This is a genomic window from Pantoea sp. 18059 (assembly GCF_902706165.1).
In the GTDB taxonomy this organism is placed as follows: Bacteria; Pseudomonadota; Gammaproteobacteria; order Enterobacterales; family Enterobacteriaceae; genus Pantoea; species Pantoea agglomerans.
In genome coordinates, this window is record NZ_CACSJS010000001.1 from 735999 (window position 1) to 759425 (window position 23427).

At 53.1% G+C, this 23427-nt stretch carries 22 protein-coding genes; 12 read left to right on the top strand and 10 right to left on the bottom strand.

Annotated elements, in window-relative coordinates; genetic code table 11:
* Positions 1–40 precede the first annotated feature (40 nt).
* Positions 41–559, top strand: coding sequence for a hypothetical protein (locus GVJ63_RS03480; protein ID WP_060680204.1), 519 nt, complete (start codon positions 41–43; stop codon positions 557–559).
* On the opposite strand, the gene GVJ63_RS03485 is transcribed toward GVJ63_RS03480, so the two are convergent.
* Positions 552–1301, bottom strand: a complete 750-nt coding sequence (locus tag GVJ63_RS03485) for a DeoR/GlpR family DNA-binding transcription regulator (protein WP_033771771.1) — start codon at positions 1299–1301, stop codon at positions 552–554. The two genes, GVJ63_RS03480 and GVJ63_RS03485, sit on opposite strands and share 8 nt — an antisense overlap.
* Positions 1302–1384: 83 nt before the next feature.
* On the opposite strand from GVJ63_RS03485, the gene GVJ63_RS03490 reads away from it, so the two are divergent.
* Positions 1385–1969 carry an NUDIX domain-containing protein gene (locus tag GVJ63_RS03490; protein WP_022625654.1) on the top strand — a complete coding sequence of 195 codons (585 nt, stop codon included), beginning with the start codon at positions 1385–1387 and terminating at the stop codon, positions 1967–1969.
* Between the two features lie 45 nt (positions 1970–2014).
* On the opposite strand, the gene GVJ63_RS03495 is transcribed toward GVJ63_RS03490, so the two are convergent.
* Complete coding sequence (locus GVJ63_RS03495; protein ID WP_010670145.1) at positions 2015–3115, bottom strand: NADH:flavin oxidoreductase/NADH oxidase; 1101 nt, start codon at positions 3113–3115, stop codon at positions 2015–2017.
* A gap of 263 nt (positions 3116–3378) precedes the next feature.
* Positions 3379–4128, bottom strand: a complete 750-nt coding sequence (locus tag GVJ63_RS03500; RefSeq protein ID WP_033787857.1) for a glucose 1-dehydrogenase — start codon at positions 4126–4128, stop codon at positions 3379–3381.
* Between the two features lie 152 nt (positions 4129–4280).
* Between GVJ63_RS03500 and GVJ63_RS03505 the strand changes: the two genes are divergently transcribed.
* Positions 4281–5204 carry a LysR family transcriptional regulator gene (locus tag GVJ63_RS03505; RefSeq protein ID WP_033757648.1) on the top strand — a complete coding sequence of 308 codons (924 nt, stop codon included), beginning with the start codon at positions 4281–4283 and terminating at the stop codon, positions 5202–5204.
* A 14-nt stretch (positions 5205–5218) separates the two neighbouring features.
* Here GVJ63_RS03505 and uraH read toward each other — a convergent pair whose 3' ends face one another.
* Entirely contained in the window at positions 5219–5641 is a 423-nt protein-coding gene (uraH, locus tag GVJ63_RS03510) for a hydroxyisourate hydrolase (RefSeq protein ID WP_010244915.1), read from the bottom strand.
* Between the two features lie 759 nt (positions 5642–6400).
* Here uraH and GVJ63_RS03515 point away from each other — a divergent pair.
* The 8 genes from GVJ63_RS03515 to GVJ63_RS03550 all read left to right on the top strand — a co-directional run bounded on the left by GVJ63_RS03515 (position 6401) and on the right by GVJ63_RS03550 (position 16150).
* Positions 6401–7420, top strand: a complete 1020-nt coding sequence (locus GVJ63_RS03515; protein WP_159226426.1) for an alpha/beta hydrolase — start codon at positions 6401–6403, stop codon at positions 7418–7420.
* A gap of 1736 nt (positions 7421–9156) precedes the next feature.
* Positions 9157–9675, top strand: a complete 519-nt coding sequence (locus tag GVJ63_RS22300) for a LuxR family transcriptional regulator (RefSeq protein ID WP_227028290.1) — start codon at positions 9157–9159, stop codon at positions 9673–9675.
* A 20-nt stretch (positions 9676–9695) separates the two neighbouring features.
* A complete protein-coding gene (locus GVJ63_RS03525; protein WP_010670150.1) occupies positions 9696–10241 on the top strand; it encodes a fimbrial protein in 546 nt (181 codons plus the stop codon).
* 57 nt (positions 10242–10298) lie between these two features.
* Complete coding sequence (locus GVJ63_RS03530) at positions 10299–11045, top strand: fimbria/pilus periplasmic chaperone (protein WP_159226427.1); 747 nt, start codon at positions 10299–10301, stop codon at positions 11043–11045.
* Entirely contained in the window at positions 11017–13578 is a 2562-nt protein-coding gene (locus tag GVJ63_RS03535; protein ID WP_235038330.1) for a fimbrial outer membrane usher protein, read from the top strand. Before GVJ63_RS03530 ends, GVJ63_RS03535 begins: the two co-directional genes overlap by 29 nt.
* Positions 13556–14908, top strand: coding sequence for a fimbrial usher protein StbD (stbD, locus tag GVJ63_RS03540; RefSeq protein ID WP_050498533.1), 1353 nt, complete (start codon positions 13556–13558; stop codon positions 14906–14908). Before GVJ63_RS03535 ends, stbD begins: the two co-directional genes overlap by 23 nt.
* Positions 14874–15590, top strand: a complete 717-nt coding sequence (locus GVJ63_RS03545) for a fimbrial assembly chaperone (RefSeq protein ID WP_159226612.1) — start codon at positions 14874–14876, stop codon at positions 15588–15590. Before stbD ends, GVJ63_RS03545 begins: the two co-directional genes overlap by 35 nt.
* A 224-nt stretch (positions 15591–15814) precedes the next feature.
* On the top strand, positions 15815–16150 hold the full coding sequence (locus tag GVJ63_RS03550; RefSeq protein ID WP_022625647.1) for a gamma-glutamylcyclotransferase family protein: 336 nt from the start codon (positions 15815–15817) through the stop codon (positions 16148–16150).
* 232 nt (positions 16151–16382) lie between these two features.
* Here GVJ63_RS03550 and GVJ63_RS03555 read toward each other — a convergent pair whose 3' ends face one another.
* The 5 genes from GVJ63_RS03555 to hipB form a co-directional block, all read right to left on the bottom strand.
* Positions 16383–18428: an FUSC family protein gene (locus tag GVJ63_RS03555; protein ID WP_159226428.1), complete on the bottom strand. Its 2046-nt coding sequence runs from the start codon at positions 18426–18428 to the stop codon at positions 16383–16385.
* A gap of 75 nt (positions 18429–18503) precedes the next feature.
* Positions 18504–19925, bottom strand: a complete 1422-nt coding sequence (locus GVJ63_RS03560) for a Xaa-Pro peptidase family protein (RefSeq protein ID WP_159226429.1) — start codon at positions 19923–19925, stop codon at positions 18504–18506.
* A 171-nt stretch (positions 19926–20096) separates the two neighbouring features.
* The gene (locus GVJ63_RS03565; RefSeq protein WP_010244885.1) at positions 20097–20303 is read right to left on the bottom strand and encodes a type II toxin-antitoxin system MqsA family antitoxin; all 207 of its coding nucleotides are present in this window, start codon (positions 20301–20303) and stop codon (positions 20097–20099) included.
* A gap of 104 nt (positions 20304–20407) precedes the next feature.
* Positions 20408–21721, bottom strand: a complete 1314-nt coding sequence (locus GVJ63_RS03570) for a type II toxin-antitoxin system HipA family toxin (protein ID WP_159226430.1) — start codon at positions 21719–21721, stop codon at positions 20408–20410.
* Positions 21721–21969 (bottom strand): type II toxin-antitoxin system antitoxin HipB, encoded by a 249-nt coding sequence (hipB, locus tag GVJ63_RS03575; RefSeq protein ID WP_010670157.1) that lies wholly within the window; start codon positions 21967–21969, stop codon positions 21721–21723. The genes GVJ63_RS03570 and hipB overlap by 1 nt, the downstream gene beginning before the upstream one ends.
* Before the next feature lie 180 nt (positions 21970–22149).
* Between hipB and GVJ63_RS03580 the strand changes: the two genes are divergently transcribed.
* Positions 22150–22587, top strand: coding sequence for a GNAT family N-acetyltransferase (locus GVJ63_RS03580; protein WP_033787851.1), 438 nt, complete (start codon positions 22150–22152; stop codon positions 22585–22587).
* Positions 22588–22620: 33 nt separating this feature from the next.
* On the opposite strand, the gene GVJ63_RS03585 is transcribed toward GVJ63_RS03580, so the two are convergent.
* Entirely contained in the window at positions 22621–23415 is a 795-nt protein-coding gene (locus tag GVJ63_RS03585) for an inositol monophosphatase family protein (protein WP_159226431.1), read from the bottom strand.
* Between the last annotated feature and the right edge of the window lie 12 nt (positions 23416–23427).

Consider the following 23427-nt stretch of genomic DNA (forward strand, 5'->3'; position numbering starts at 1 on the left):
CGCACTGGCGCGTGACAATCCACCGCTGAATCATCTGGTGATGCCTGCGCTGCTGGCAGAAGCGGAACGCAGCGGCGGGATGACGATTGCTTTACGCCGCCGTATTGCCCAAATGATTGAAACGTTGCTGCCGCAGTTCGATGCGGTGCTGATCACCTGCTCGACGCTGGGGCCGGTTGCCGGTGATTTCAGCGCGCAGGATCGGGTCATGCGCACCGACGAAATGCTAGCGGAGGCACTGCAGCGTCAGGCAGGGCGCAAGGTTGCGCTCTGTGCGGCAGAATCAACGCTGGCGGCGACGCGGGCACTTTTCTGCCAGCCCGGCAGCCAGGTGGAGGTCGTGCTGGTGGAGGGAGCATGGGCGGCGTTTAAAGCGGGGGAGACAACACGCTATTTTGCACTGATTGCAGCAGCAGCAGAGCAGGCTTATCAGCAGGGAGCCGTTACGGTGGCCCTGGCGCAAAGCTCAATGATGCCAGTAGCACAGCAGTTTCCTGACACACAGCGACCATTGACCGGTCCGCATCTTGCGCTGCAGGCCTGCTACGAACTCAAATGACCGTCACACCCTGCTGGCTCAGTGCCTGTCGCAGCGCCTCGTCCGGCTGCGTTTCCACGACCAGCGTGCTGGCCAGCGACAGGTCGCCAATGGCAAATGCCGAGGCGGAGTTCAGCTTTTCCGCTGACGCCAGCACCACGGTTTCCGCTGCACGTCCTGCCAGCGCACGCTTGACCGTCGCCTCTTCGAAATTACCGGTGGTCAGGCCCGCCGCAGGATGCACGCCGGTGACACCCATAAAAAAGAGATCGGCATTGATGCGGTTGATCGACTCCAGCATCGCTGCGCCCACCGTCACCACTGAATGTTTATAGAGCTGCCCGCCAATCAGTATGATCTCCACGAGTGGATGATCGGCTAACGCCAGCGCCACGCTGGGACTGTGCGTAACCGCGGTAAAGCTCAGCGTGGCGGGTAACCGTCGCACCAGTTCCGCGCTGGTGGTCCCGCCATCAATCAGTACGATCTGTCCCGGCTGGATCAGTGAAACGGCTTTTTGCGCAATAACCTGTTTGGAAGCAGTCTGCACGCTTTTGCGCGTTTCAAAGGTGGCCAGCGCAGCGGAAACCGGCAGCGCGCCGCCATGTACCCGCTGCAACAATCCTTCAGCCGCCAGTTCACGCAGGTCGCGGCGGATAGAGTCTTCGGATAGGCCAAAGCGCTGGCTGAGGTCCCGCGACTGCACCTGTTTTTCCTGGGCGAGCAGGGCAAGAATCGTCTGTTTTCGCTGGCTGGATAGCATAACTGGCCTTTGCATGTTTTTTCTTGAATTTGCACGATTGTGCATGATAGCGTGATGGCTGTCTACCTATCCTGGAGAGCATCATGCAGCAGAACCATCCCCGCGTGCGCATCATCAATGAGCAGTTGCTGTCAGACAACTGGTATACCCTGAAGAAATATACGTTCTCGCTGCTGCGCCGTGACGGCCGCTGGCAGGAGCAGAGCCGTGAAGCCTATGACCGCGGTAACGGCGCAGTGATCCTGCTCTACAACCGTGACAAACGTACGGTGGTACTGACCCGTCAGTTTCGCTTTCCGATTTTCCTGAACGGACATGATGGCTTTCTGATTGAAGCGGCCGCCGGTTTGCTGGATAACGCCTCGCCGGAAGCGCGTATTGTTGCCGAAGCCGAAGAGGAAACCGGTTTTCGTGTCAGCCATGTGCAGAAGGTGTTTGAAGCCTTTATGAGCCCCGGTTCGGTTACTGAAAAACTCTACTTTTTTATTGCCGAGTATGGCGATCAGCAGCGTAGCGGTGAAGGCGGCGGAATAGCGGAAGAGGGTGAGGATATTGAGGTGCTTGAGATCGGTTTCGACCAGGCGTTACAGGCGATTGACCAGGGTGAGATTGTGGATGCCAAGACCATCATGCTGCTGCAGCATCTGCGGCTGAAAGGCGTTTTATAAGAGAAAATGGGCAGACCGCCGTTAATGCGGTCTGCCCGTTAAAGCTTACTGATCCTGGGTCAGGATGCCTTTTACATCGTGCGGTTCAGAACGCAGATACTGTGGCGGAACCTGGACTTTACCATCCAGCGCAGCGGCTGCGTGCCACGGCCAGCGCGGATCGTAGAGAATACCGCGCGCCAGCGCCACCAGATCAGCTTCACCCTGTTGCAGCAGATCTTCTGCCTGCTGCGGCTCAGTGATTAAGCCGACCGCAATCACCGGAATCGACACCTGCTCACGAATATCGCGGGCGAACGGCACCTGATAGTTGGGTCCGACGCTGATTTTCTGGTCTTCTGACAAACCACCACTTGAGACATGAATATAGGCACTGTTCAGCGCTTCCAGCTCACGCGAGAAGGCGATTGACTGATTGATCTCCCAGCCGCCTTCGACCCAGTCAGTGGCGGAAATGCGCACGCCTACCGGCACGGAAGCGGGTACGGCATCGCGAACGGCTTTGAAGACCTCCAGTGGGAAGCGCATACGGTTTTCCAGCGAGCCGCCATATTCATCACTGCGCTGATTCGACAGCGGCGACAGGAACTGATGCAGCAGGTAGCCGTGTGCGGCATGCACTTCGATGAGCTGAATTCCCAGACGCACCGCACGCAGGGCGCTGTCGACAAAGGCCTGTTTTACCCTCGCCAGATCGTCAGTGTGCATGGCAACCGGTTTCACTTCATCCGCGCTGTAGCTCAGTGCGGACGGAGCCACGGTTTGCCAGCCGCCGGCTTCAGGCGCAATCTGCTTACCGCCTTCCCAGGGTACGGCACACGACGCTTTGCGTCCCGCATGGCCCAGCTGAATACCAACCGGAATAGAGGAGTAGCGGCGGACATCTTCCAGAACCGTTTTCAGCGCAGCTTCATTATCATCATTCCACAAACCGAGATCGCCTGGGGAGATGCGACCAATATCCTCTACGGCGGTGGCTTCAATAATCATCAGACCTGCGCCGGAAAAGGCCAGCTGGCCAAGATGGATACGGTGCCAGGCGGTCGCATTGCCCGCCTCAGCGGAGTACTGGCACATCGGCGCAATCACAATGCGGTTATCCAGCGTAAGTTCGCCCAGCGAGACAGTGGAAAAAAGTTGGCTCATGTTATCTCCATGGTTTTTATGACTGACGTGACAGGCAATAACTATAGCGGGGGATTTGCCAGGCGGGTGTTTCTTCAACGTGACATTTTATGACGGCGTGCCGTATTCAGGTTACAGATCAACGCAGCCTGATGTCTCAGGCAGGCATTGATACGTTAACGGTTCAGCCTGGCGCGCTTTGCTGCTCACGCCCGGCGAACCGGGATTTTACGTAACGGGTAAGGACAATCACCAGGGTCTGATTTTCAGCTACAGGGTGAGTCTCAGACCTGTGCCATTCCGCCATCAACAAACAGTTCTGCCGCATTGATAAAGCTGGCGGCATCCGAGGCGAGAAACGCAACGGTGCGGGCAACCTCCTGCGGTTCACCCAGGCGGCCAAGCGGTATTTGTGCTGCCAGCGCATCAAACAAGCCCTGACGCTGATCTTCACTGACCAGATCACCCAGCCCAGGCGTACGGACAGGGCCGGGGCTCACGACATTGACCCGGATTCCGCGATCTTTCAGATCCAGCGCCCACGAACGGGCAAAATTGCGCACTGCCGCTTTACTGGCGCTGTAGACGCTAAAAGCCGCAGTACCCTGCGCTCCGGCAGTCGATCCGGTCAGAATTACCGATGCGCCATCAACCAGCAGAGGCAGGGCTTTCTGGACGGTAAACAGCACGCCGCGTACGTTAGTGCCAAAGATACGGTCAAAATGCTCTTCAGTAATCGCCCCCAGCGGCAGCATGTCGCCGCCCCCGGCGTTGGCAAAGAGAATATCGAGGCGTCCCGCCTGCGCTGCAATTCGCGAGTAAACCTCATCGAGATCGTGCAGTTGTGAGGCGTCTGCGCGGATGCCGCTGACGGTTCCGCCGATTTCAGCGACGGCGGCATCCAGCTCCGCCTGACGACGGCCGGTTATAAAAACCTGTGCGCCCTGTGCCGCCAGCTCCCGGGCGGTAGCCAGGCCAATTCCGCTTGTTCCGCCCGTAACCAGTGCAATTTTTCCTGCGAGTGATGCGTTCATAAGTTCTTCTCCGGATAGTCTCTTAGACAGTTTGGGTTATTCCCGGTCAGCGGGGCTGCCGGACTGATTGCTACTGTAAGAGAGGAGGATTGACTGATAAATCCGCTAAAATGAAAATGACTATCCACACGGGTGGATAATAGGGGGATGGAATGGATCAGCTGCTGGCGATAAAAGCCTTTTCACGGGTGGTGGAAAGCGGCAGTTTTACCCGGGCGGCGGACTCGCTGAATATGCCGAAGGCGACGCTGAGTAAGCTGGTTCAGGAGCTGGAGGCGCATCTTTCCGTCAGGCTACTGCAGCGCACCACCCGACGCGTGACCGTCACCGCAGAAGGGCGTGAATACTATGAGAAAGCGCTGCGCATCCTTCACGATCTCGAAGATATTGATGCCTGTTTCAATTCACTGCGCAGTAAGCCGCGTGGGCAGTTACGCATCGATGTCGGCGGATCTACCGCCAGGGACGTTCTGATTCCGCTGCTGCCCGATTTCTTTGCCCGCTATCCTGATATTACGCTGGATCTGGGCGTATCCGATCGCCCGGTCAATCTTATTAGCGACAACGTTGATTGTGTGATCCGCGGCGGTCCGCTGGTCGATTCCTCACTGATTGCCCGTCTGATAGGGCACGCTACGCTCATTACCTGCGCGACACCCGCCTACCTTAAAGCGTTTGGTGTGCCCGCCTATCCTGATGAACTGCGCAACGGACACCGGCTGGTGAGTTATCTCTCGCCGCAAACCGGCAAGCCATTTCCGCTTCGGTTCGAACGTCAGGGAGAGAAAATTGAGATCACCAGTGCGCATCGCATAGGCGTCAATGAAAGCAACGCGCATCTGGCCGCGGGACTGGCAGGGCTTGGGATCATTCAGACATTTAATTATTCGCTGTCGTCGATTCTGCGGCAGGGAGAAATGGTTGAGATCCTGCACGACTGGCGTCCGGCGGGTTATCCGTTTCATCTGGTTTATCCGCAAAACCGGCACGTAACGCAACGGCTACGGGTATTTATCGACTGGCTGGTGGAGTGCTTTCCGGCGCGGGTAGCGGGAGAGGGGAGATCCGGCACCTGAGTGCCGGATCGGGATCAGTTGCCGCGATAGGTAGAGTAACCAAACGGGCTCAGCAGCAACGGGATATGGTAGTGCTCACCGCTGGCTTCCATGTTGAACTCAACCGGGATCTCCGGGAAGAAGGTTTTCTGGTTGTTCTTTTTATAGAAGTCACCGGTTTTAAACACCACGCGGTAGCTACCCGCACTGGCTGTTTTGTCCTGCGGGAACAGGGCGCTGATGCGACCATTGTTATCGGTGACGCCTGATGCCAGTTTCACCCAGTTATCCTGCTGCTTCTGATCCAGTTCAACTTCGATGCCTGCCGTTGGCTGGCCAGTTTGCAGGTTAAGAACGTGCACGCTCAGTGGGTTTTTAGCGGTAGCAGGCTGAGCAGCGATAGCGGATGCGCCAGAGGTCATCAGTAATGTTGCGATCAAGGCATATGAAGTTTTCATCAATGTTTCCTTTATTGATTGTCTGAAGTCGGGTGACAGTGCAGAGAGAGTAATGCGCCTGAGGGCAAAGAGATATTTAGCCGCAGGAAATGTGAAATTTCTGAGAAAGAAGGAAAATCTCTTTAGTTACATCATACAAAGTTTCTGCTTAATCATAGTCCAGCACCTGTGCAGTCATAGCTAATCAGGGAACAGAGGCACCAGATGAAATCCTCTCTGAATTCAGCAATAAAACAAAGCCTGGCCCCTGGCGGGCAACGTAGCGATAGCAATCCTCTGATCTATCCACAGAATCGTCTCGTCAGTTATCAACTACCGGACATGTATCGACTCGTGGGCGGGCTGCTTTCCGTCGCGAATGACGTGAGAATGTGAATCCGGCACGTCTGGTCAGCGAGCCGGATACGTACAAAGGTCTGACCGAGACAGGGTGTATAACCGAACGGACTCAGCAGCGGCAGCGGCAGCGGCAGCGGCAGCGGGATAGGGTAGCGAGCACCGTTGGCGTCCATGCTGAACTTAACCAGAAAAAAACTCTATGCTTTTAACTTTTTTCAGGTGCTCAGGCGCAGTGCTTAATTGCTGAAAATCGATACAGATAGCGGCAAAGTAGTCTGTTAATGACGAAAATAGTCAGAGAGGGTAAAAGCTTGAGATAAATAGTGTGCTATTTAGTAGTTTACAATCCAGGTTCGCCGTGTCATTGTCCTGCCAACCAGATAGCACACTACTTAATAGCAAGTTAATTGGAACCCTGTGATGAAAATGAAACTGATCGCCAGTGCATTATTGTTAGCCAGCCAGATGAGTACCGCGTTTGCTGCACCCACTGAAAACAGTCCGCAACCGACCGCAGGCGTGGCCGCTTTCCTGAAGGCGCTCAACAGCGGGAGTGGTAAACCGATTGAGCAACTCTCCGTCAAAGATGCCCGAGCGGTGTTGACGGGGGCGCAGAAGGGCGCAGAACTGCCGCCGGCACAGATTTCACAGAAGATCATTACCGTACAGGGCAAGCCTCTGACGCTGACCATCGTTAAGCCCGAGCACGCCAGCAGCACCTTGCCGGTGTTTATGTTCTTCCACGGCGGTGGCTGGGTGCTGGGTGATTTTCCGACCCATGAGCGACTGGTACGTCACATGGTGAATGCATCCGGCGCTGCTGCGGTATTTGTCAATTATCAACCATCGCCAGAAGCCCATTTCCCGGTGGCAATTACTCAGGCTTATGAAGCCACTAAATGGGTCGCCGAACATGGCGCTGAAATTGGCGTTGACGGAAAACGTCTGGCGCTGGTTGGTAATAGCGTTGGCGGTAACATGGTGGCGGCGGTTGCCTTGCAGGCGAAGCAGTTTAAAACGCCGGCCATCCGTTATGATGTGATGCTGTGGCCGGTTACCGATGCGCGTTTCGACACCGCGTCGTATAATCAATTTGCTGACGGACATTTCCTGACGAAGAACATGATGAAGTGGTTCTGGGATAACTATACCGTTTCGGAAAAAGATCGTAATAACATCCTGGCATCACCGTTGCGTGCCACCACTGAACAGCTGAAGGGGCTGCCGCCAACATTGATTCAGACTGCAGAGCTGGATGTGTTACGTGATGAAGGTGAAGCGTTCGGTCGTAAGCTGGATGCAGCAGGCGTGCCGGTTACCGTAACGCGCTACAATGGCATGATTCATGATTACGGTTTGCTGAACGCGTTAAGTCAGGAACCCACGGTCAGAACAGCTATTAATCAGGCGGGTGAAGAGTTGCATTCGCATCTCAAATAACTGACCGGTCATGAAACCAACCCCGGACCGAATCGTCGTCCGGGGTTTTTCTGACGGTGAGTTTGACGGGATGAGTGAAAGCGCAGGGCAGTGCGATTGCCGGAACACCAGGAAAGAACGAAGCAGTATCGAAGCGATAAGTGCGCTGTTAATATCACATTTAACATAATATACATTATGCGCATATTGATTATGATCGGGAGCGTGATGCTCTATTGTATGGTCTGCTCACCTTTTTGGGCTGATCCTGACTGTTTTCCTCTGTACAGCAAAATCTGTCAGAAACGATCACAACGTCTGCCTGACCTTGTTACTGTCGCTTACGCTGTTCCGAAACTGAAATAATGTGATGCTACGTTATTCAGCATGGCTTTCCCTGCGGGACATCTTCTTCAGCGACTCTACACGCTATCCTCTCATCAACAAACCTGATATCGGAGATTTGCAGCCGGACGATGCAATGACGACTTCGCCCTTTGCGGCTGGCTGGATGCACTGCTGCGCATTCTGACCGTTTCTCTGCTCAGGTGCTTTGCACAACTTAAGCAGTGACGTCGCTACGTGAAAATTAGCGCATTCATCAGGGCTGTCGGCCACAAAAATGCTGTAGAGGCGTCTATGTGCATCACCGCTTTATGTTCATCCTCGTTGTCTGCCTTGCGTACCATTAAATTGTCGTAAACGCGTACACGTGTAACTACGCTTTCTTCACTCCGTTCCTTGCCAGGTTAATCCTGTAATGATCAAGAAAGCCTGAGTCAGCTTTCTGCTGGCTGTCTGGTCAGCCGGACTCATACCGGCTATTCGCATTGCGATTGCAAGGCAGTCACCGCAGCGCAGTGATGCTTTTGCCCTGAGCATTGAAAATAAGAGTCAGTGACATCCGGTCGTTTTCAGCACTATCAGCGACACGCAAAATGAGGTGTAACGTCCCTGCTCTGTCCTGTCATCCAATAACTATCTCGTATAATCTGACAAAAAAGCAGAACGTAAATTTCGCACAGCAAGAATGATTCTTCGTATACAAAATCTGAATGATAACGCCCGGGAAAGAAATAAATATAGATCTCTTTTCTTTTAATGACACTGACCAAAATAGTGATGTTTCCATGCACTAAATAACTGATTTAGATCAATATTTATAGCAAGTGCGTCAATTAACATCTTTGTTACCAGGAGTATTCTTAATAAAATGGGATGTGAGCTATAAATATCGTCGCTAATTTTTTTATAAAAGCCATTTAAAATGCAGATCGTTTCAATGAAGTAAGGGAGAAAGCAATAATAGAGTCAGTAAAAAATCATTTATCAATGCCATCATAGTGGCCGTTATATACAAAATTGATTACTGAACAAAATTCGCTCATATTTAGCATTGAGTGCGGAATTTTTATTGATCAAAGTGGCGTTATTTGCGAAATATTCCTAACGGACGTAAAAAAATCCTGGTCTCTCAGCACTGCTGAGGGCGTCGTCGCCCTTTTTGTCCCGAATTTTCAACAAATATTACTCCCGCCCGTGGAGGTGACCCCTTAAGAAAAATCCGAATGAAGAAAATAGCGGATAATTTTCATCGCCTTGAAACGCGGAGATTTTTATCGATAAAATAATCACAACTCTCGCAACAACGCCAAAATATTATGATAAAGATAACCAGAGAGGAAATTCGCTGCGCCAGTTGTAAATATGGCTGTGATCTCACCCATCGCGCATCAGACATTTATAACAGATGTCCGTTGCAAAAAATTACCACCTGGCCTGGAGGGAATCATTTTTTCTCTTCATCCATACTCAGCATGGTCGCTGGAAAATATGAAAGCCTCTTTTGCAGAGGATGTGTATTCGTTGACTTCTCCAGGGAAAATGTCAGGTATTTTACCAATAGCAACTGGATTGAGTATTTGAAACATACGGGATTAATGCTGATTATCGTCAGTGATCGCCATATGGAGCCGCTTGCGGCGTACTGGCAAAAAGAGGACCTGCGTATACAAACTGTGATTTATGCCGATTTGTCCCTGGAGGAGATAAACAGACAAATCCAGGGCTGTTATTTCGGTTTAAAAGGCGAGGTCAGGAAAAAAGTGAATGCACTTAAACAGGATGAAGTTCGGTTCCTTGATCTGGCGATGAACGGACTGTCACTACCGATTATTGCCAGAGAAATGGGAGTTGAAGTCAAGCGTGTTTATAACATCAAAGATGCCATTCGCCGGAAAATGGGCATCAGCCTCAATCAGTTATTTTCCGCATAATTATGATAAAGGAGTATTAAATGAACACCAAATTCAGAACGCTTAATCTTGCTGTGTTAATCAGTGCCGGGCTGGTGTCAGCCAGCGTGTTTGCAGCTTCAGATAACACCATCAACTTTCAGGGAGAAGTGACCACTGAAACCTGTTCTGTTTCCGTAAATGGCAACAATGCGTCCCCTGTCGTGCTGCTGCCAACGGTCAGTACTTCGGACCTTGCTGCCTCTGGTGCAACTGCGGGTGATACCACCTTCACCGTGGGCGTTAGCGGCTGCGCCGGGGACAGTACCTCGGCCACCAAAATCTCGACGGTGTTTGTGGGGAATAACGTTAGCGCTGCCGGTAATTTATCTAACACCGGAACCGCAAAAAATGTTGAGGTACAAATCCTCGATCCGAAAGATGCGGTGGTTAATCTGACCAGTGGTTATACCGGCAGCGGTGATCTGACACTGCAGACCGGTGAAACTTCTGGCTCTGCCACCTACTCTGCCCGTTATTACGCATCCGGCACGCCAACGGCGGGTACCGTTACCGCATCACTGCAATATGCCGTGACTTACCAGTAATATTTTTCGTGCGTATCTGGATAGCCAGATACGCACGCCACGCTTGAGATATCCGACATGTATTCGCGCATTATGCTGTTCCCATTAAAAATGGTAATACTGATTTTTTTGATGACGTTTATTTCGGATAACGTCCAGGCAAGCGTCACTATTCTTGGCAGCCGAATTATTTATCCGGGTAATGCTCTCTCCGTCGATGTTCAGTTAAAGAACAACGATAATATTCCTTATGTCATTCAGGCCTGGCTTGATAATGGCAATATGGATTCGCAACCTGGCGATAAGAGTGACGTGCCTTTTATTATCACGCCACCGCTGTTTCGGATCCAGCCTCTGACCGGCCAGGTTTTAAGAATCCGATTCATACCTAATGTCTCATTACCACAGGATCGCGAGACGATTTACTGGTTCAACTCCCTGCAGATCCCCCCCGGTAATATTCAGGCGGAATCAGGCCGTAACAGTATTGTTTTAATGTTACGTAACCGCATGAAACTCTTTTATCGTCCTAAAGCGATTGGTCAGCCGGTTAATGTTTTCGACGGTGTAAAGGTAACGATGCAAAAAGAGGGGGTTGAAATCAACAACACTCAACCCTGGTATCTCTCACTTACAGAGGTTGCAATAAAAACAGCAGGCAAAAAAACAGCCTGCGAAGCCGAAATGATTGTGCCCTTTGCCAAAAAAATAGTCAGGTGTAAACCGGCAACGCACTCTTTATCAGCTAATAGCGTGATTTCTATTTCAGCAATGAATGACCAGGGAGCTAAAGTCAGTGAAGACTATCCGATTGCAGGCAGGTAATATCCGCATCTTTTTTTTGCCTCTCTGTGCATCATTTACTTTTTCACCGTATGGACACGCTGATGAGTACTATTTCGATCCTTCGCTGTTTAAAGGTTCCGCCTTTGGCCAGAATATTGATCAGTTTAATCATCAGACTATCGCCCCCGGAAACTATTATGTCGATATCTATGTTAACAATAAGCTGGTTAAAAGCGGCGTCACCCTGAACTTTCTGTCAGCAGAGAAAGGTCAGCCGATAGAACCTTGTCTCCCGCTGACGGTGGCTGAATCATTAAGCCTTAAGTCACTGAATAAATCCTCAACCAGCGAGGGCTGTCAGCCCTTGCGTCACTGGTCATCAGCGGCCCGCTGGCAATTTGATCAGGCTTCACTGCGGCTGCAGTTCACCATTCCGGATGCGGAGTTAATTCATCTGCCCAGGGGAAATATTCCCGTCGCCGAATGGGATAAAGGGATCTCCGCCCTTTTCATCCGGCATAACACCAATTATAGCTGGACGGAAAATAGCGCTTCCGGTTACAGATACCAGTATCTCTGGAGTGGCATCACGGCGGGCACTAATATTGATAACTGGCAGCTGCGCCATCAGGGCAATCTGCGGTTTATCGACAATAACGTTACCGGCAGTGACGTTCGCTACACAACGGTCAGAACCTGGCTTCAGCGCCCCATTGAACCGCTGAACAGTCTGCTGACACTGGGCGACAGCTATACAGAAAGTTCGCAGTTTGGCAGCCTTTCTTATAATGGCATTAAGCTCACTACTGATGAAAGGATGCGTCCGCAAAGCCGGCGTGGTTATGCGCCCGAAATTCGCGGTGTGGCCTCCTCCAGTGCCCGGGTTATCGTCAGACAACTGAATCGCGTTATTTATGAGACCAGCGTGGCGCCTGGTCCCTTCGTGATCAACGATTTGTACAATACCCGTAGCCAGGGCGATCTCGATGTTGAGATTATTGAAGCCAATGGCAAAACGTCCTCGTTTACCGTTCCTTATGCCTCTGTGCCTGATTCGGTCAGGCCGGGAAACTGGCATTACTCGGTTGCACTGGGTCGGGTACGGCAATTCTACTCAGTTAATAACACCTTCTTTGAAGGGCTGTTGCAGCGCGGTATCAGTAACCGACTGACCGCTACGGCAGGATCGCGGCTGGCTCAGGACTATCAGGCCTGGCTGCTTGGCGGTGTCTGGACTTCGGCAGCGGGCGCAGTGGGATTAAACACCACCTTTTCTGATGCAAAGGTCGCACAGAACAGAAATGCCTCGGGATGGCGCGCCGAGCTGAGCTACAGCAAAACCTTTGCTACCGGCACCAACCTGGTCCTGGCCGCCTATCGTTACTCAACCAGCGGTTATCGCGACCTGCAGGATGTGCTGGGCGTTCGGCGCCAGCAGGACAATGGCATCAGTTACTATTCAGATACGCTGCATCAGCGTAATAATTTTTCTGTGACCCTGAGTCAGTCAATGGCCGATTATGGCTTAATCAGCCTGAGCGGCAGCACGGCGGATTACTATAATAACCGGTCACGTATTACTCAGCTTCAGTTAGGTTACAGCAACAGCTGGAATAACATCAGTTACAGTCTCAACGTTGCCCGTCAGCGTACTACCTGGAATTATGATCGTTTCGGGCTGAACCTGGACGATGGTGATAACGCATACCGCGAGAAATATACCGAAAATACCGTTTCACTGAATGTCTCGGTTCCGCTGAACTGGGGCAATCACACTACCTCTGTGGCCTATAACTACAACCAGTCTAAAGAAACGCGCAATTCGACGCTCTCACTGACCGGTTCATCTGGCGAGAACAATCAGCGATCCTGGTCCCTGTATGGCGGAACCGAAAATACGCAAAGTAACAGCGGCCACCGTGTCTCGTTCGGCGGAAATATTCAGCAGAATACGCGCGCAGGCGCGGTCAGAGCGAATTATGGTCAGGGGGATAATTATCGCCAGGCTGGATTAGGGCTTTCTGGTACGTTGCTGATTCATCGCGGCGGCGTCACCGCCGGACCTTATACCAGCGACACTTTTGCGCTTATCCATGCGGATGGTGCCCAGGGCGCCAGCGTACGCAATGGTCAGGGTGCCGTCATTGATCATTTTGGTTACGCTATCCTGCCGTCGCTGACGCCATATCAGGCCAACACCGTCAGCCTTGATACACGCTATATGAATGCTGATGCCGAATTAAGCGGTGGAAGCCAGCGCGTTGTGCCCTATGCCGGTTCCGTTACCCGAATTAATTTTGCCACGCTGCAGGGTAAGGCCGTCTTAATCGCGCTCAAAAATGAAGATCATGAAATCCCGCCAATGGGCACCGAGGTCCGTGATGCTGATAATACCGTGATAGGTATTGTGGGCCAGGGTGGTCAATTATATGCACGTGTACCGCATGACTCTGGAACCTTAAAGGTAAACTGGGAATATAAGGGCAATAAAACATGTTTTGTTAATTATCAAATAACCGGTCGCGTGAATGAGAATATTGTTCGCCTGGATGCTGTCTGCCATAAGGGTTAATCGTGTGAGAATCGAAAAATATTTCCTGTATATCTTATTATTGCTGTTCAATGTGCCCGCCTGGGCTAATTGCAGTGTTGTTACCGCCACATCCTCGTTGTCTCAAAGCGCGATTGCAGCAGGCTATACCGCCGCCTACTGGACCGGCGCTTGCGACACCTGCTCAGGGAATGTGGGCCTGCCATCTGTGATCAGCATCAATAGCGGAAAGACCTTCCAGCCCTCTGGCACACTGCTGGCCAGCTCGGTAGGCAGCTTTCTGTCATCGGCCAGCAATGTTTCCTACTCAGCTAACCAGATTCTTTACCGCTGCGCCGTGGCAGATGCAGACAGTTTGTATGAGATGTATGCCACCAATGGCGACAGCCCCTATGCCGGTCAATATATTACCTCTGAAGTGGACGGCGCCTATTATGATGTCGCTGCAAATGTTGCCGTCAGGCTAACTAACCTGACAACCGGCGAATATTACAGTCGCTACTGGAAAGCCCGACAGCTGACAGCCAGTGACTGGTATTCTGATGGCACCTATATTTATATTCCGGCCAGTGCTTTCAGCAATGTGCTGTATGAAATGTTTAAAATAGACTCTACGCGCTATTACGCCAGCAACAGCAATCGCTATGTGGACAACTGGACACAACCTCGCGGATATATTGCTTTTAAAGGACCCGGGCTGGATACCAATAATCTGAAAGTGGGCCAGGATAGTCTCTCTTACTGGTATGGTTTTTACCGTAACTGGCCCGCTGCCTGGAGCACCTTCTCAAATGTCACCTATGTGCGTGGCGCGCTATGCGAAGTCCAGGATTATCCTTCGGTGGTGCTGCTGCCTACCGTAAGCGTGAATACCCTTGCCGCGGGCGGGAAAAGTCAGGCTCCTTTTACTATCACTATCCAGTGCGAGTCCGGTGCCATCTCCGGCACCAGTACATCGACGATCACGTCAGCAAATGTCGCTATGGGCTTTCTCGTTAACCAGTCAAATGCGGTAACGCAGGCAAGAAATCTGGGGCTGACTACAGCTGGCGGCGGGTTAACCTGGCTGCTGGATACCCACTATGGTAGCAGCGCTGCCGCCTCCGGCGTCGGTATAAAAATTTATGACAGTCATAATATGGCGCTCAATTTACTGCCTGACAGAACAGTGACGGGCACGGGCAACAGCCGTGGCTGGTATGCCTATAAAGATTTAACGTCGCAAATCTCCTCAGGAGGCGCTGATATTTACAGTGGTGATTTCACCGCCTCTCTTGAAGCGCTCAGCGGGCAAACTATTACAGCAGGAACAGTCAATGCGCAGTTACAGGTTGTGGTCAGTTTTCAGTAACGTCGTCGTATTATCTGGCGTCCTGCTCTCATTCAGCGTCTGGGCGGTAGTCAATGTGGATAAAACCCGGATCGTTTTCAATCAATCGGATCTGAGCCAGTCTGTTAACGTCGTCAACAGCGGCGGAAACGAAACGTATTTGCAAATCTGGACAGATGACGGTGACCTGACTCTCTCACCCGACGCCAGCATCACGCCCGTCATAGTCATACCGCCGGTGGTAAAAATGTATCCGGGAGAAATGCGATCGTTGCGTCTGGTACTCACTTCACGTCAGGCGCTGCCCGCGGACAAAGAGAGCCTCTACTGGTTAAATATTTATCAGATCCCTGCGCTGAAAAAAGAGCTTAACGCGGCTGAACGTAAAGTGGTGTTACCGCTGCGAATCCGGCTAAAAATCTTTATACGGCCTGAGGGACTAAACGCCCCGCTGACCACCGATCCGGAAAAGCTCCGTTTCGCGGTAAAGGGAAATAAAATCGCCATAACCAACCCTACTCCCTGGTTCATGAGCATGAATGTCTATTCTGAAGGTCAGCCATCAATAAAAAATCTCACTCTTGCCCCACAATCTGATGCTTACATTGACAGTCACGCTCCGCCGAAACCCGGTGAGTCAGTGAGTTATGCGGTGATCAATGATCAGGGGGTTCCGGTTAACTACACGACAACCTTGAAGTAACCGGACGGGAGTGCCCTCTGCCGACAGGCAGAGTGCACATAAAACCGACCTTTTGCGGCAGTCCAGGGCGTCGCTACATGAATTCTGCGCATCTGATGGGGCTGGCAGTACGCAGAATTTACCTACGCATGGCGTTTTGAGAGGCTGAAGAGGCAGTTCCGCAAGACAATCCATTTTAGCCGCGCTAGAGTTGCTGGCTTCCACTGTTTCAACGACGAGAAAAAATGAAGCGCTTATTTGTCTATGGCACGCTCTGTCCGGGCCGCGAGAATGCCCATATCCTGGAAAATATTGGCGGAGAATGGCTGGCCGGTTCGGTGAACGGTACCTTCTATCAGCGCGGCTGGGGCGCAGCGGCTGATTTTCCGGGCATCGTTCTGGATGAGCATGGGCCCGACGTGCCGGGTTATCTGTTTCTCTCCGACCAGCTGGACGCCCACTGGCCGATGCTGGATGCGTTTGAAGATGGCTACGATCGCGTTGAGGTTCGCGTTTCTGCCGAGGATAATCGGCAATACAGTGCGTGGATTTATCAGCTTCAGCCGCAGGAAAGCCGCTGAGCTATTACCGCTGAACTTTTCCTGCATCAACCCTGCTTTCCTGCATTGGGATGCGCGCGCCCTGCTCTTATTGTCTGCTGACCTTATTTTCCTGTCAGACAATATATACGGGCACGTTGCCTGATTCTCAATTTAATTAAAATTTAATGTATGATGTAACTAAAATGAGTTCGTCCGCTTTGGTCCCGCTTTACGCTATCTTAAATCCACCAGCCAGCCTTGTTATATCGGGTTAATCTGGCCAGCGCTGATGTGGAAACAGTGATACCCGAATATTAAACAGATGGATTAAGGGCGCAACAGCCACACTCTCCTCTCGGGCGATCGGCTCCAGTTTTAGCAGCAACAGATCCAGCTCTTCCAGCAGATCCTGATGTGGCGCTAACTGCAGCGATTTCATCTTGCGCTTCAGGTATAGCGCCAGCTCGTGAAACATCTGACCACTATCAATCTGATGACTCTCCAGCACCTCACGATAACGTGCGTAGAAGTCATAACAGTTGGCGCCCAGCCAGGTTTCAGTAATCAGATACCCCCCCACCACGATATCCGGCACCGGATCGAGCCTTTTACGCGGCAGAATGATATTCACCCGGTCGAGCATCCGCGCAATAAATTGCTGCCGTGACAATAGCGTGGCGGAATTGCGCTCCACCATTTTAATAAACCCTAACAGATCGCGCAGTCCCCGTTGCACCGCTCTTCTGGCGATCCATGACGGCCGTTTGTTGCGGATCAACGCCGTCAGCACCACCGCAAACATAATCCCCACCATCGAGGAGATGGCCGCATTCAGCGTGACGATCAGATTGGGGACATAGTGATGGCTTAAGCCGATAAAACCGGGGATTTGAATGGCGACACTCAGCCCTACCAGATTGGTCGCCGGATTGGCAATAACCAGGCTCAGCAGCATCAGACCGGGCAGCAGTATGATCATCAGCGCCTGTAAGGTATTGGCCTGCGGGATCAGAAAAGCGATGTAGAACAGGCTGACCACCAGCGCAATCATCACCCCTTTCACGAACAGCTTCATCGGCGTTACCGGGGAATCGACACCAGCAAAAAATGAACTGATAATCGCCGCCATTAGAGGTGCATTCGCCCCATCGGCCCAGCCGCTGCCGATCCAGAACAGGCTGGAGAGGAAGGTCGCCAGAAATGCCGTCAGCGCGGACAGCCGTAACAGTCCCTTGTCGATATGCCGGTGTTCCCGGATATTGCGGATCGCCGCCCCATCCCCGTGGCTGTAGAGATCCCCTGCGCGCGCACTGACATTCTCATAAGCATCGGCAATGCGCACAAAGTTAGCCAGCCGCTCCAGCAGCCCAATCAGCAGCAGGCTCTCTTCGGTTGCCAGCAGCCCTGCCCGCCATTCGTGTTCCAGAGTTGCCTGACTGCCAGCAATCGCTTCACGCAGTCCGGCAATATCGTTAATCCGATCGTGATGCAGCCACAACAGGAACTGCTGAAACACGTCGGTGACGCACGGCGGAAAACGAATATTCAGTTCGGCCAGCACACCCAGCCGTGATTCAATCGCCGTCAGTGTCGGCAGCAGATAAGTCAGATGCTGATACTGTACGCTGACCAGACGGATGACATTACGCGCCGCTTCGCCCTCATAGACGCAGTGGGTCAGCAGCGTTTCAACATTCAACGGATATCCCGCCATCTGAATCAGGATATCTTCGCGCTCCAGCGATTTGTTCTTTGCCATTCCGCTGATCAGTTCATCACAGAGTTTGCGCGCGTTCTGAAACCAGAGATTAACGCTCTGCCCCAGCAGATGATGCATCGAAACCGGAAACACCAGCCGGTGAACCAGCGTGCTGCAAAGGATGCCCAGCGTAATCTCCTCAATACGTGAAACTACGGTGTTGATGATTGCCAACGGTGACTCAACGTCTGGAAATCCCATAATCGCTGCGCTGTAGCCGGCCAGCATAAAGATATAGCTCTTCGGCGTGCGGTCATGCAGAGAGAGCCAGAGGCAAACCGTTACCCATAGCGATACGCACAGGCTGAACAACACTGGCGACTGCACCGTTTCGGGGTAGATCAGCAGAATAAAGATGCCGCCCAGCAGCGTGCCCAGCAGGCGAAACAGCGATTTCGAGACGGTCGATGCTGCATAGAGTTGCGAGGTGACAAACACCGTGGTCAGCGCCCAGGCGGGTTTTTCGAAGTTAAGAACGAGCGCCACAGAGAGTGCGATAAACGCGGCAAAGGAGGTTTTGCAGGCAAACAAAACCGCGTTTTTGGTAAACCATTTCATCGAATGAGAGCAACCAGGAACTTTCTGAGGCGCGTATCCTGACAGATGCGCCTGCGTTTTACTCTCAGTTAAATTTTACAAATTATTACCGGCCGCATCAGGCCGGTTAAGCCCCTGCTGGCGCACCAGCGCACGGCGCTTATCCAGTAAAAAAGGGCGCAGATAGCCTACCGTGTTCGAGAGCAAAATCACCTCTTCGGCAAGCTCAATCCTCAGCACATCTGTCAGGTACGCTTTGCGCTGAGTCATTCGCTGCCAGAGATCGGGAAAACGACGCGCCAGCTCATGACGTAACGCCGCGTCCGCCAGTCCGACCGTATCCTCGATACTGCAGCCGCCATAACCCGGCACCGACGGGATAATATCGATCTGCAGCAGCATACCGCTTTTCAGTGTCACGGCTGAATCGGGATAGATGGGCGAGCTTAGCCACTCCTCGTCAGCCACCAGATGCCCCGGATTAAGATGCCAGCCATACTGCGCTTTCGGCAGCACCGTTTCGATAAGCGAATAGAGTTCGCCGCCGGTGATCCCGATCCGCAACTGCTCCAGCCAGCTGACCACCGCATGATAATAGGGGATCGCCAGCCGGGTCAGCCAGTCGGAGACGTTACACTGTAACTCAGAGGCTTCACTGACCACGTAAGCCGAGCGGCTGGTCAGCCCGCCTTTGTAGCCGGTGGTAAGAGAAAGCTTATCACCACGCGCAATCCGTTTATCAGACGGATAGAGCCGGGCCTGGGCGAAACGATCGCCGGTCGCGGCAATCGTCACCACCGTGTTTGGCTGCCCTTCTGCGTTCAGACGTGCGCCTAACGCCTTCTCTGTGACGCCCGGCGCTACGCTATCCAGCGCAGCCAGCATCGCGGTTGAAGCAAGATTGGCCCCCGCCTCATAAAACGCCACTTCATCGGCGCCGTTAACGCAGCGTGCACCGTTGTCAGGCGAGATAAACAATCCGGTGGCGTTTACCAGTTGTGCATCGCCGCCCGCTGCCTGCGCCGCCGCGGCATAGATGAACTGCGGCAGATCAAACATCCCTTGCTGCCTGCCGGTAAATAACTTCCAGCCCACCAGCCCGGAGCGTTCTCCCGCCACTATCCCTGCCTCTGTTAACAGCTGATCCAGGGGCTGCTCCCCGCGCATAGGCTGGTTGGGCAGAGAAAAGACCGCCGCATGCAGACAGCGTCCCGGATTGCGGGCAAACGGCACCAGCTTGAGGTTCTCATTACCCATGATATAGGTGAGCTCGCCCTGCTGAGTCACCACCAGCAGCGCCTCCTCGAAGCGCGGAATGAATCCCGCCAGATACTCAAAATTGCTGCCGTGCTCTTTGTCGGCATAGATAATCAGTTGCGCAATCTGCTGCTGCTGCATCCGCTCAATAATGGCGGCCAGACGGCGATGCAGTGTTTCATCAGATATTACAGGGCAGGCAGCACCGGGAAATGCCGGCGGTGACGGGATTGTTTCCAGGGCATAGCGATTGGCATCCATAACGCACTCCAGTGGCCAGATTGACGGGGTTTGATTTCCATTCCCAGGGTAAACCTGAGGTTTAACCTGTAGGGTGCCACAATCACACAACTTACTCGTTGCGTGTTATCAAAAGAGGGACATTCACCTGTAACAGAGACAAAGAAGCCCGCGCTAAACGGGCTCTCTGTGTTATTTGATGGGCACGCCTGCATTCTCCAGCGCTTCAGCCTTTTCGGGATATAACTCCGACGTTCCGGCATTCATAATCACCGCTCCACAGCGGATGCAGTGATCGCCCTTTACATCTGGCACAACGTCCTCCGGATTACCCGTATTAAGACTGACGTCGCGCGTGGCGTACACAAACGCCTCTCCTTCACATCCCGGACACTTCATACCATGACTCTCCTGTTAAGCCTGTCAGATAAGCATAGCCGACAGGCTTTTAGCCATACACAGGAGGAGAGGTTTTTCAGGATATTGCCAGCTCATAAGCGCCATCACTCTTTGTGCCGCAGCCGCTCCAGCATAATCAGTGAATGACTAAAAATGGCGTCGGCGATGTGCTGCGGGAAATCGGGCGGCAAGGCATCGCGCACCGAGACCACTGCCTGGGGAAAGGCCTTAATAAAGAAGTCGAAGATCTGCTGCAAACTGTCACGATCAAAACTGACGCTTTTTGCCGTGGCGATAAAATGGCGCGGGAAGATTTTGTCGATCTCTGTCTTCTTCCCCTTAGTGGCACGCAGACCCATCGCCAGTTTCAGCGCTCGCTTGTTCAGACCGGTGCCGCCCAGTACCGGATAAGCGGAGATCACATCATAAAAGGGAGTCAGTCGATAACTGCCGCCGCGCTCAATAAACAGTGAGAAGTTCTTGGCGTGACCGTCGGTTGCGCCAATCAGCCACTGAAAAACCTGGAACATCATAAAGCGATGGCGATCTTCGATGGCGTTGCTCGATCCCATCAGTATCTGCATGATTTCGGCAATGCCCGGCCCGCCATCCGACTCATATTTGGTTGAAGATGGCAGTCCCAGCGCCTGACAGAAATCCTCCTGCGGCAGGCGAATCAACCGGGTTTTATCGCGTGACCAGCGGCGGTCAAAACGTTCTACCGCCAGGGCGCGCATCTGTCCGGCACGAATAATCGTTGCCTGCGGCACGTCGATACCGAGTGCACGGGCCAGCGCCAGACAGAGATACTCATTCTCCACACTTTCACGCATATCCAGCGTCGCGGCCGGCTGTTTAATCTCTCCGATCGGCAGCTTAATGATGTGCGAGGTGGGCGTGGCACCGGCAGGAATGCTCCAGCCTTCATCGGTCAGCAGCAGTGCGGTTTTCTCCTGCGCCCCCGCGACCGAGATACGGAAATCGGTCTCTTCACGCAGCATCCCCAGCGGGATATCTGACTGATAGGCCGACAGCACGCTTTCCAGCCGGGTTTCATCCAGCACTTCATAGCGGGCCTGCAGTGCGGGCAGTGGCATATCGGGCGGCAGCAGCATGGTTGCCCCGACGCTGTCACGTCCCACTTCCTGCAACAGATCAAAGGGCTGACGGGATTTAATCTGGTAACGCGCCACGATTCTGTCGCGAATCAATGGGCTATCCGGCAGCAGGTTATCGAAGAAGTTAATCACGGCGTGTGAGGTGAGAGCCTTAACCTGCAACGGCATCGAAAGTGACAGCGGCCTGGAGAGCGGATTACTCAGCCAGCCGGTATCATACTGAAACTCATGAGCGCCGTTTCGCTGGCGGGTGAGTACGCCTACCCGCTCGCCGTTCATCCACGCAATCAGCCTTTGCATTACCACTCATCCTCATCATGCACCTGAGGCGCACCGGCCTCCTCTTTCTCCTGAACTTCCAGACTCAGCTCCAGCGACTGTAACAGCTTAAACAGCGTTGCCAGCGAGGTACTGTCAGGGGCATTTTCAAAGTGAGAGATGGTGGCCTGTTTCAGGCCGACCTTTTTCGCCAGCTCACTCTGGGTCCAGCCATTGCGCTGACGAATGAGCTTTAGCCGGTTTGCCAGCTGTAGCGGGCTGTATATCATGGGGTGACTCCTTCTGGATCACAGGCTGTAAGCATAGCGCAGGCGTGTTATCCCCGACAGGGTATAAAATAGCATTTACCCCCTGAAGAGGATAATAATTACTTTATACCCTATAGCGGATAATCGCACAATTATCCTTTGCGGGGGATAAACAGGAACCACGATTACAAGAGGACGAGGATGAGCACATTTACCCTTACCCATCAGGTCAACGACGACGATCGGGAAGAGTTGCTGGCAGGACTGGGGGCTTACAACCGGCAGTTCATCAGCCGCGATAACTGGGGACCGCTGTCGGTTTCTCACAGGGACGAACAGGGAACGTTGCGCGGGGGAGTGATCGCCGCACGCAAAGGAAACTGGCTCTGTATCGATTATCTCTGGGTGGACGAAACGCTCCGTGGCAGTGGTCTGGGCAGCGCACTGCTGGAAGCCGCAGAGCAGGAGGCGGGAAAGATGGGATGTCTCTATGCGCTGGTGGATACCTTTAGTTTTCAGGCCCTGCCGTTTTATCAGAAACAGGGTTATCAGCCGCAGATGTCCCTGCCCGATTTTCCGCAAACCGGTATGCAGCGTCACTATCTGACCAAAACGCTACGGCCAAGGGCATCACGCTGACCGCAGCGCAATCAGCGTGACAGGGTCACATAATTATAAACCGGCAATGCGCCGCAGATCTGCTTCGGCACCCGGTGCCACGGCCAGAACCTGCGCGCCTTTAGTGATGCGATCGCCTTCGGTGTTAAACGGGTGGTACCAGCCGCCCGCCTCTTTCACCAGGCAGTAACCCGCCAGGCAATCCCAGGCGTGCATATAGGGTTCGTAGTAACCCACGACCCGACCGGCGGCAACCCAGGCCAGCATCAGTGCGCCGGAACCAATGCGGATAAAGTTACCGCCCGCCGACAGCAGCGCTGCCACAATCTCACCTACCTGCTGCGGGCTGACATAGCTGTTGGCACCAAAACCGGTAACGTGGTTTTGCAGCGTGCGTGTGGGATCGACCTGCAGACGATGACCGTTGAGCGTGGCACCCTGCCCCAGTGCCGCCACGTAGCACTCCTGATAGGTCGGCGCGAAAATCACCCCGATGACCGGCACATCGCCGCGCAGTACCGCGACGGAAACACACCAGCTCGGCATCCCATTGAGAAATGGGCTGGTGCCATCGATCGGATCAACCACCCAGGTGTAGTCAGACTCTCCCGCCTGCAGTCCCGACTCCTCACCCAGAAAGCCATCATCGGGAAACGCATCCCGTATACGGCTGGCGAGCAGCTGCTCCACTTCACGGTCGGCAATCGACACCACATCCTGCAAATCGTACTTGGTCTCCACCACCAGCGTCTCGCGACGGTTGAAGTAAGATAACGCCGTCGCGCCACCTTCACGGGCAACGGCTTCCGCTAAAGCCAGACGCGCCATTATTTCATCATGCGATTCCATGCGAACTCCTTG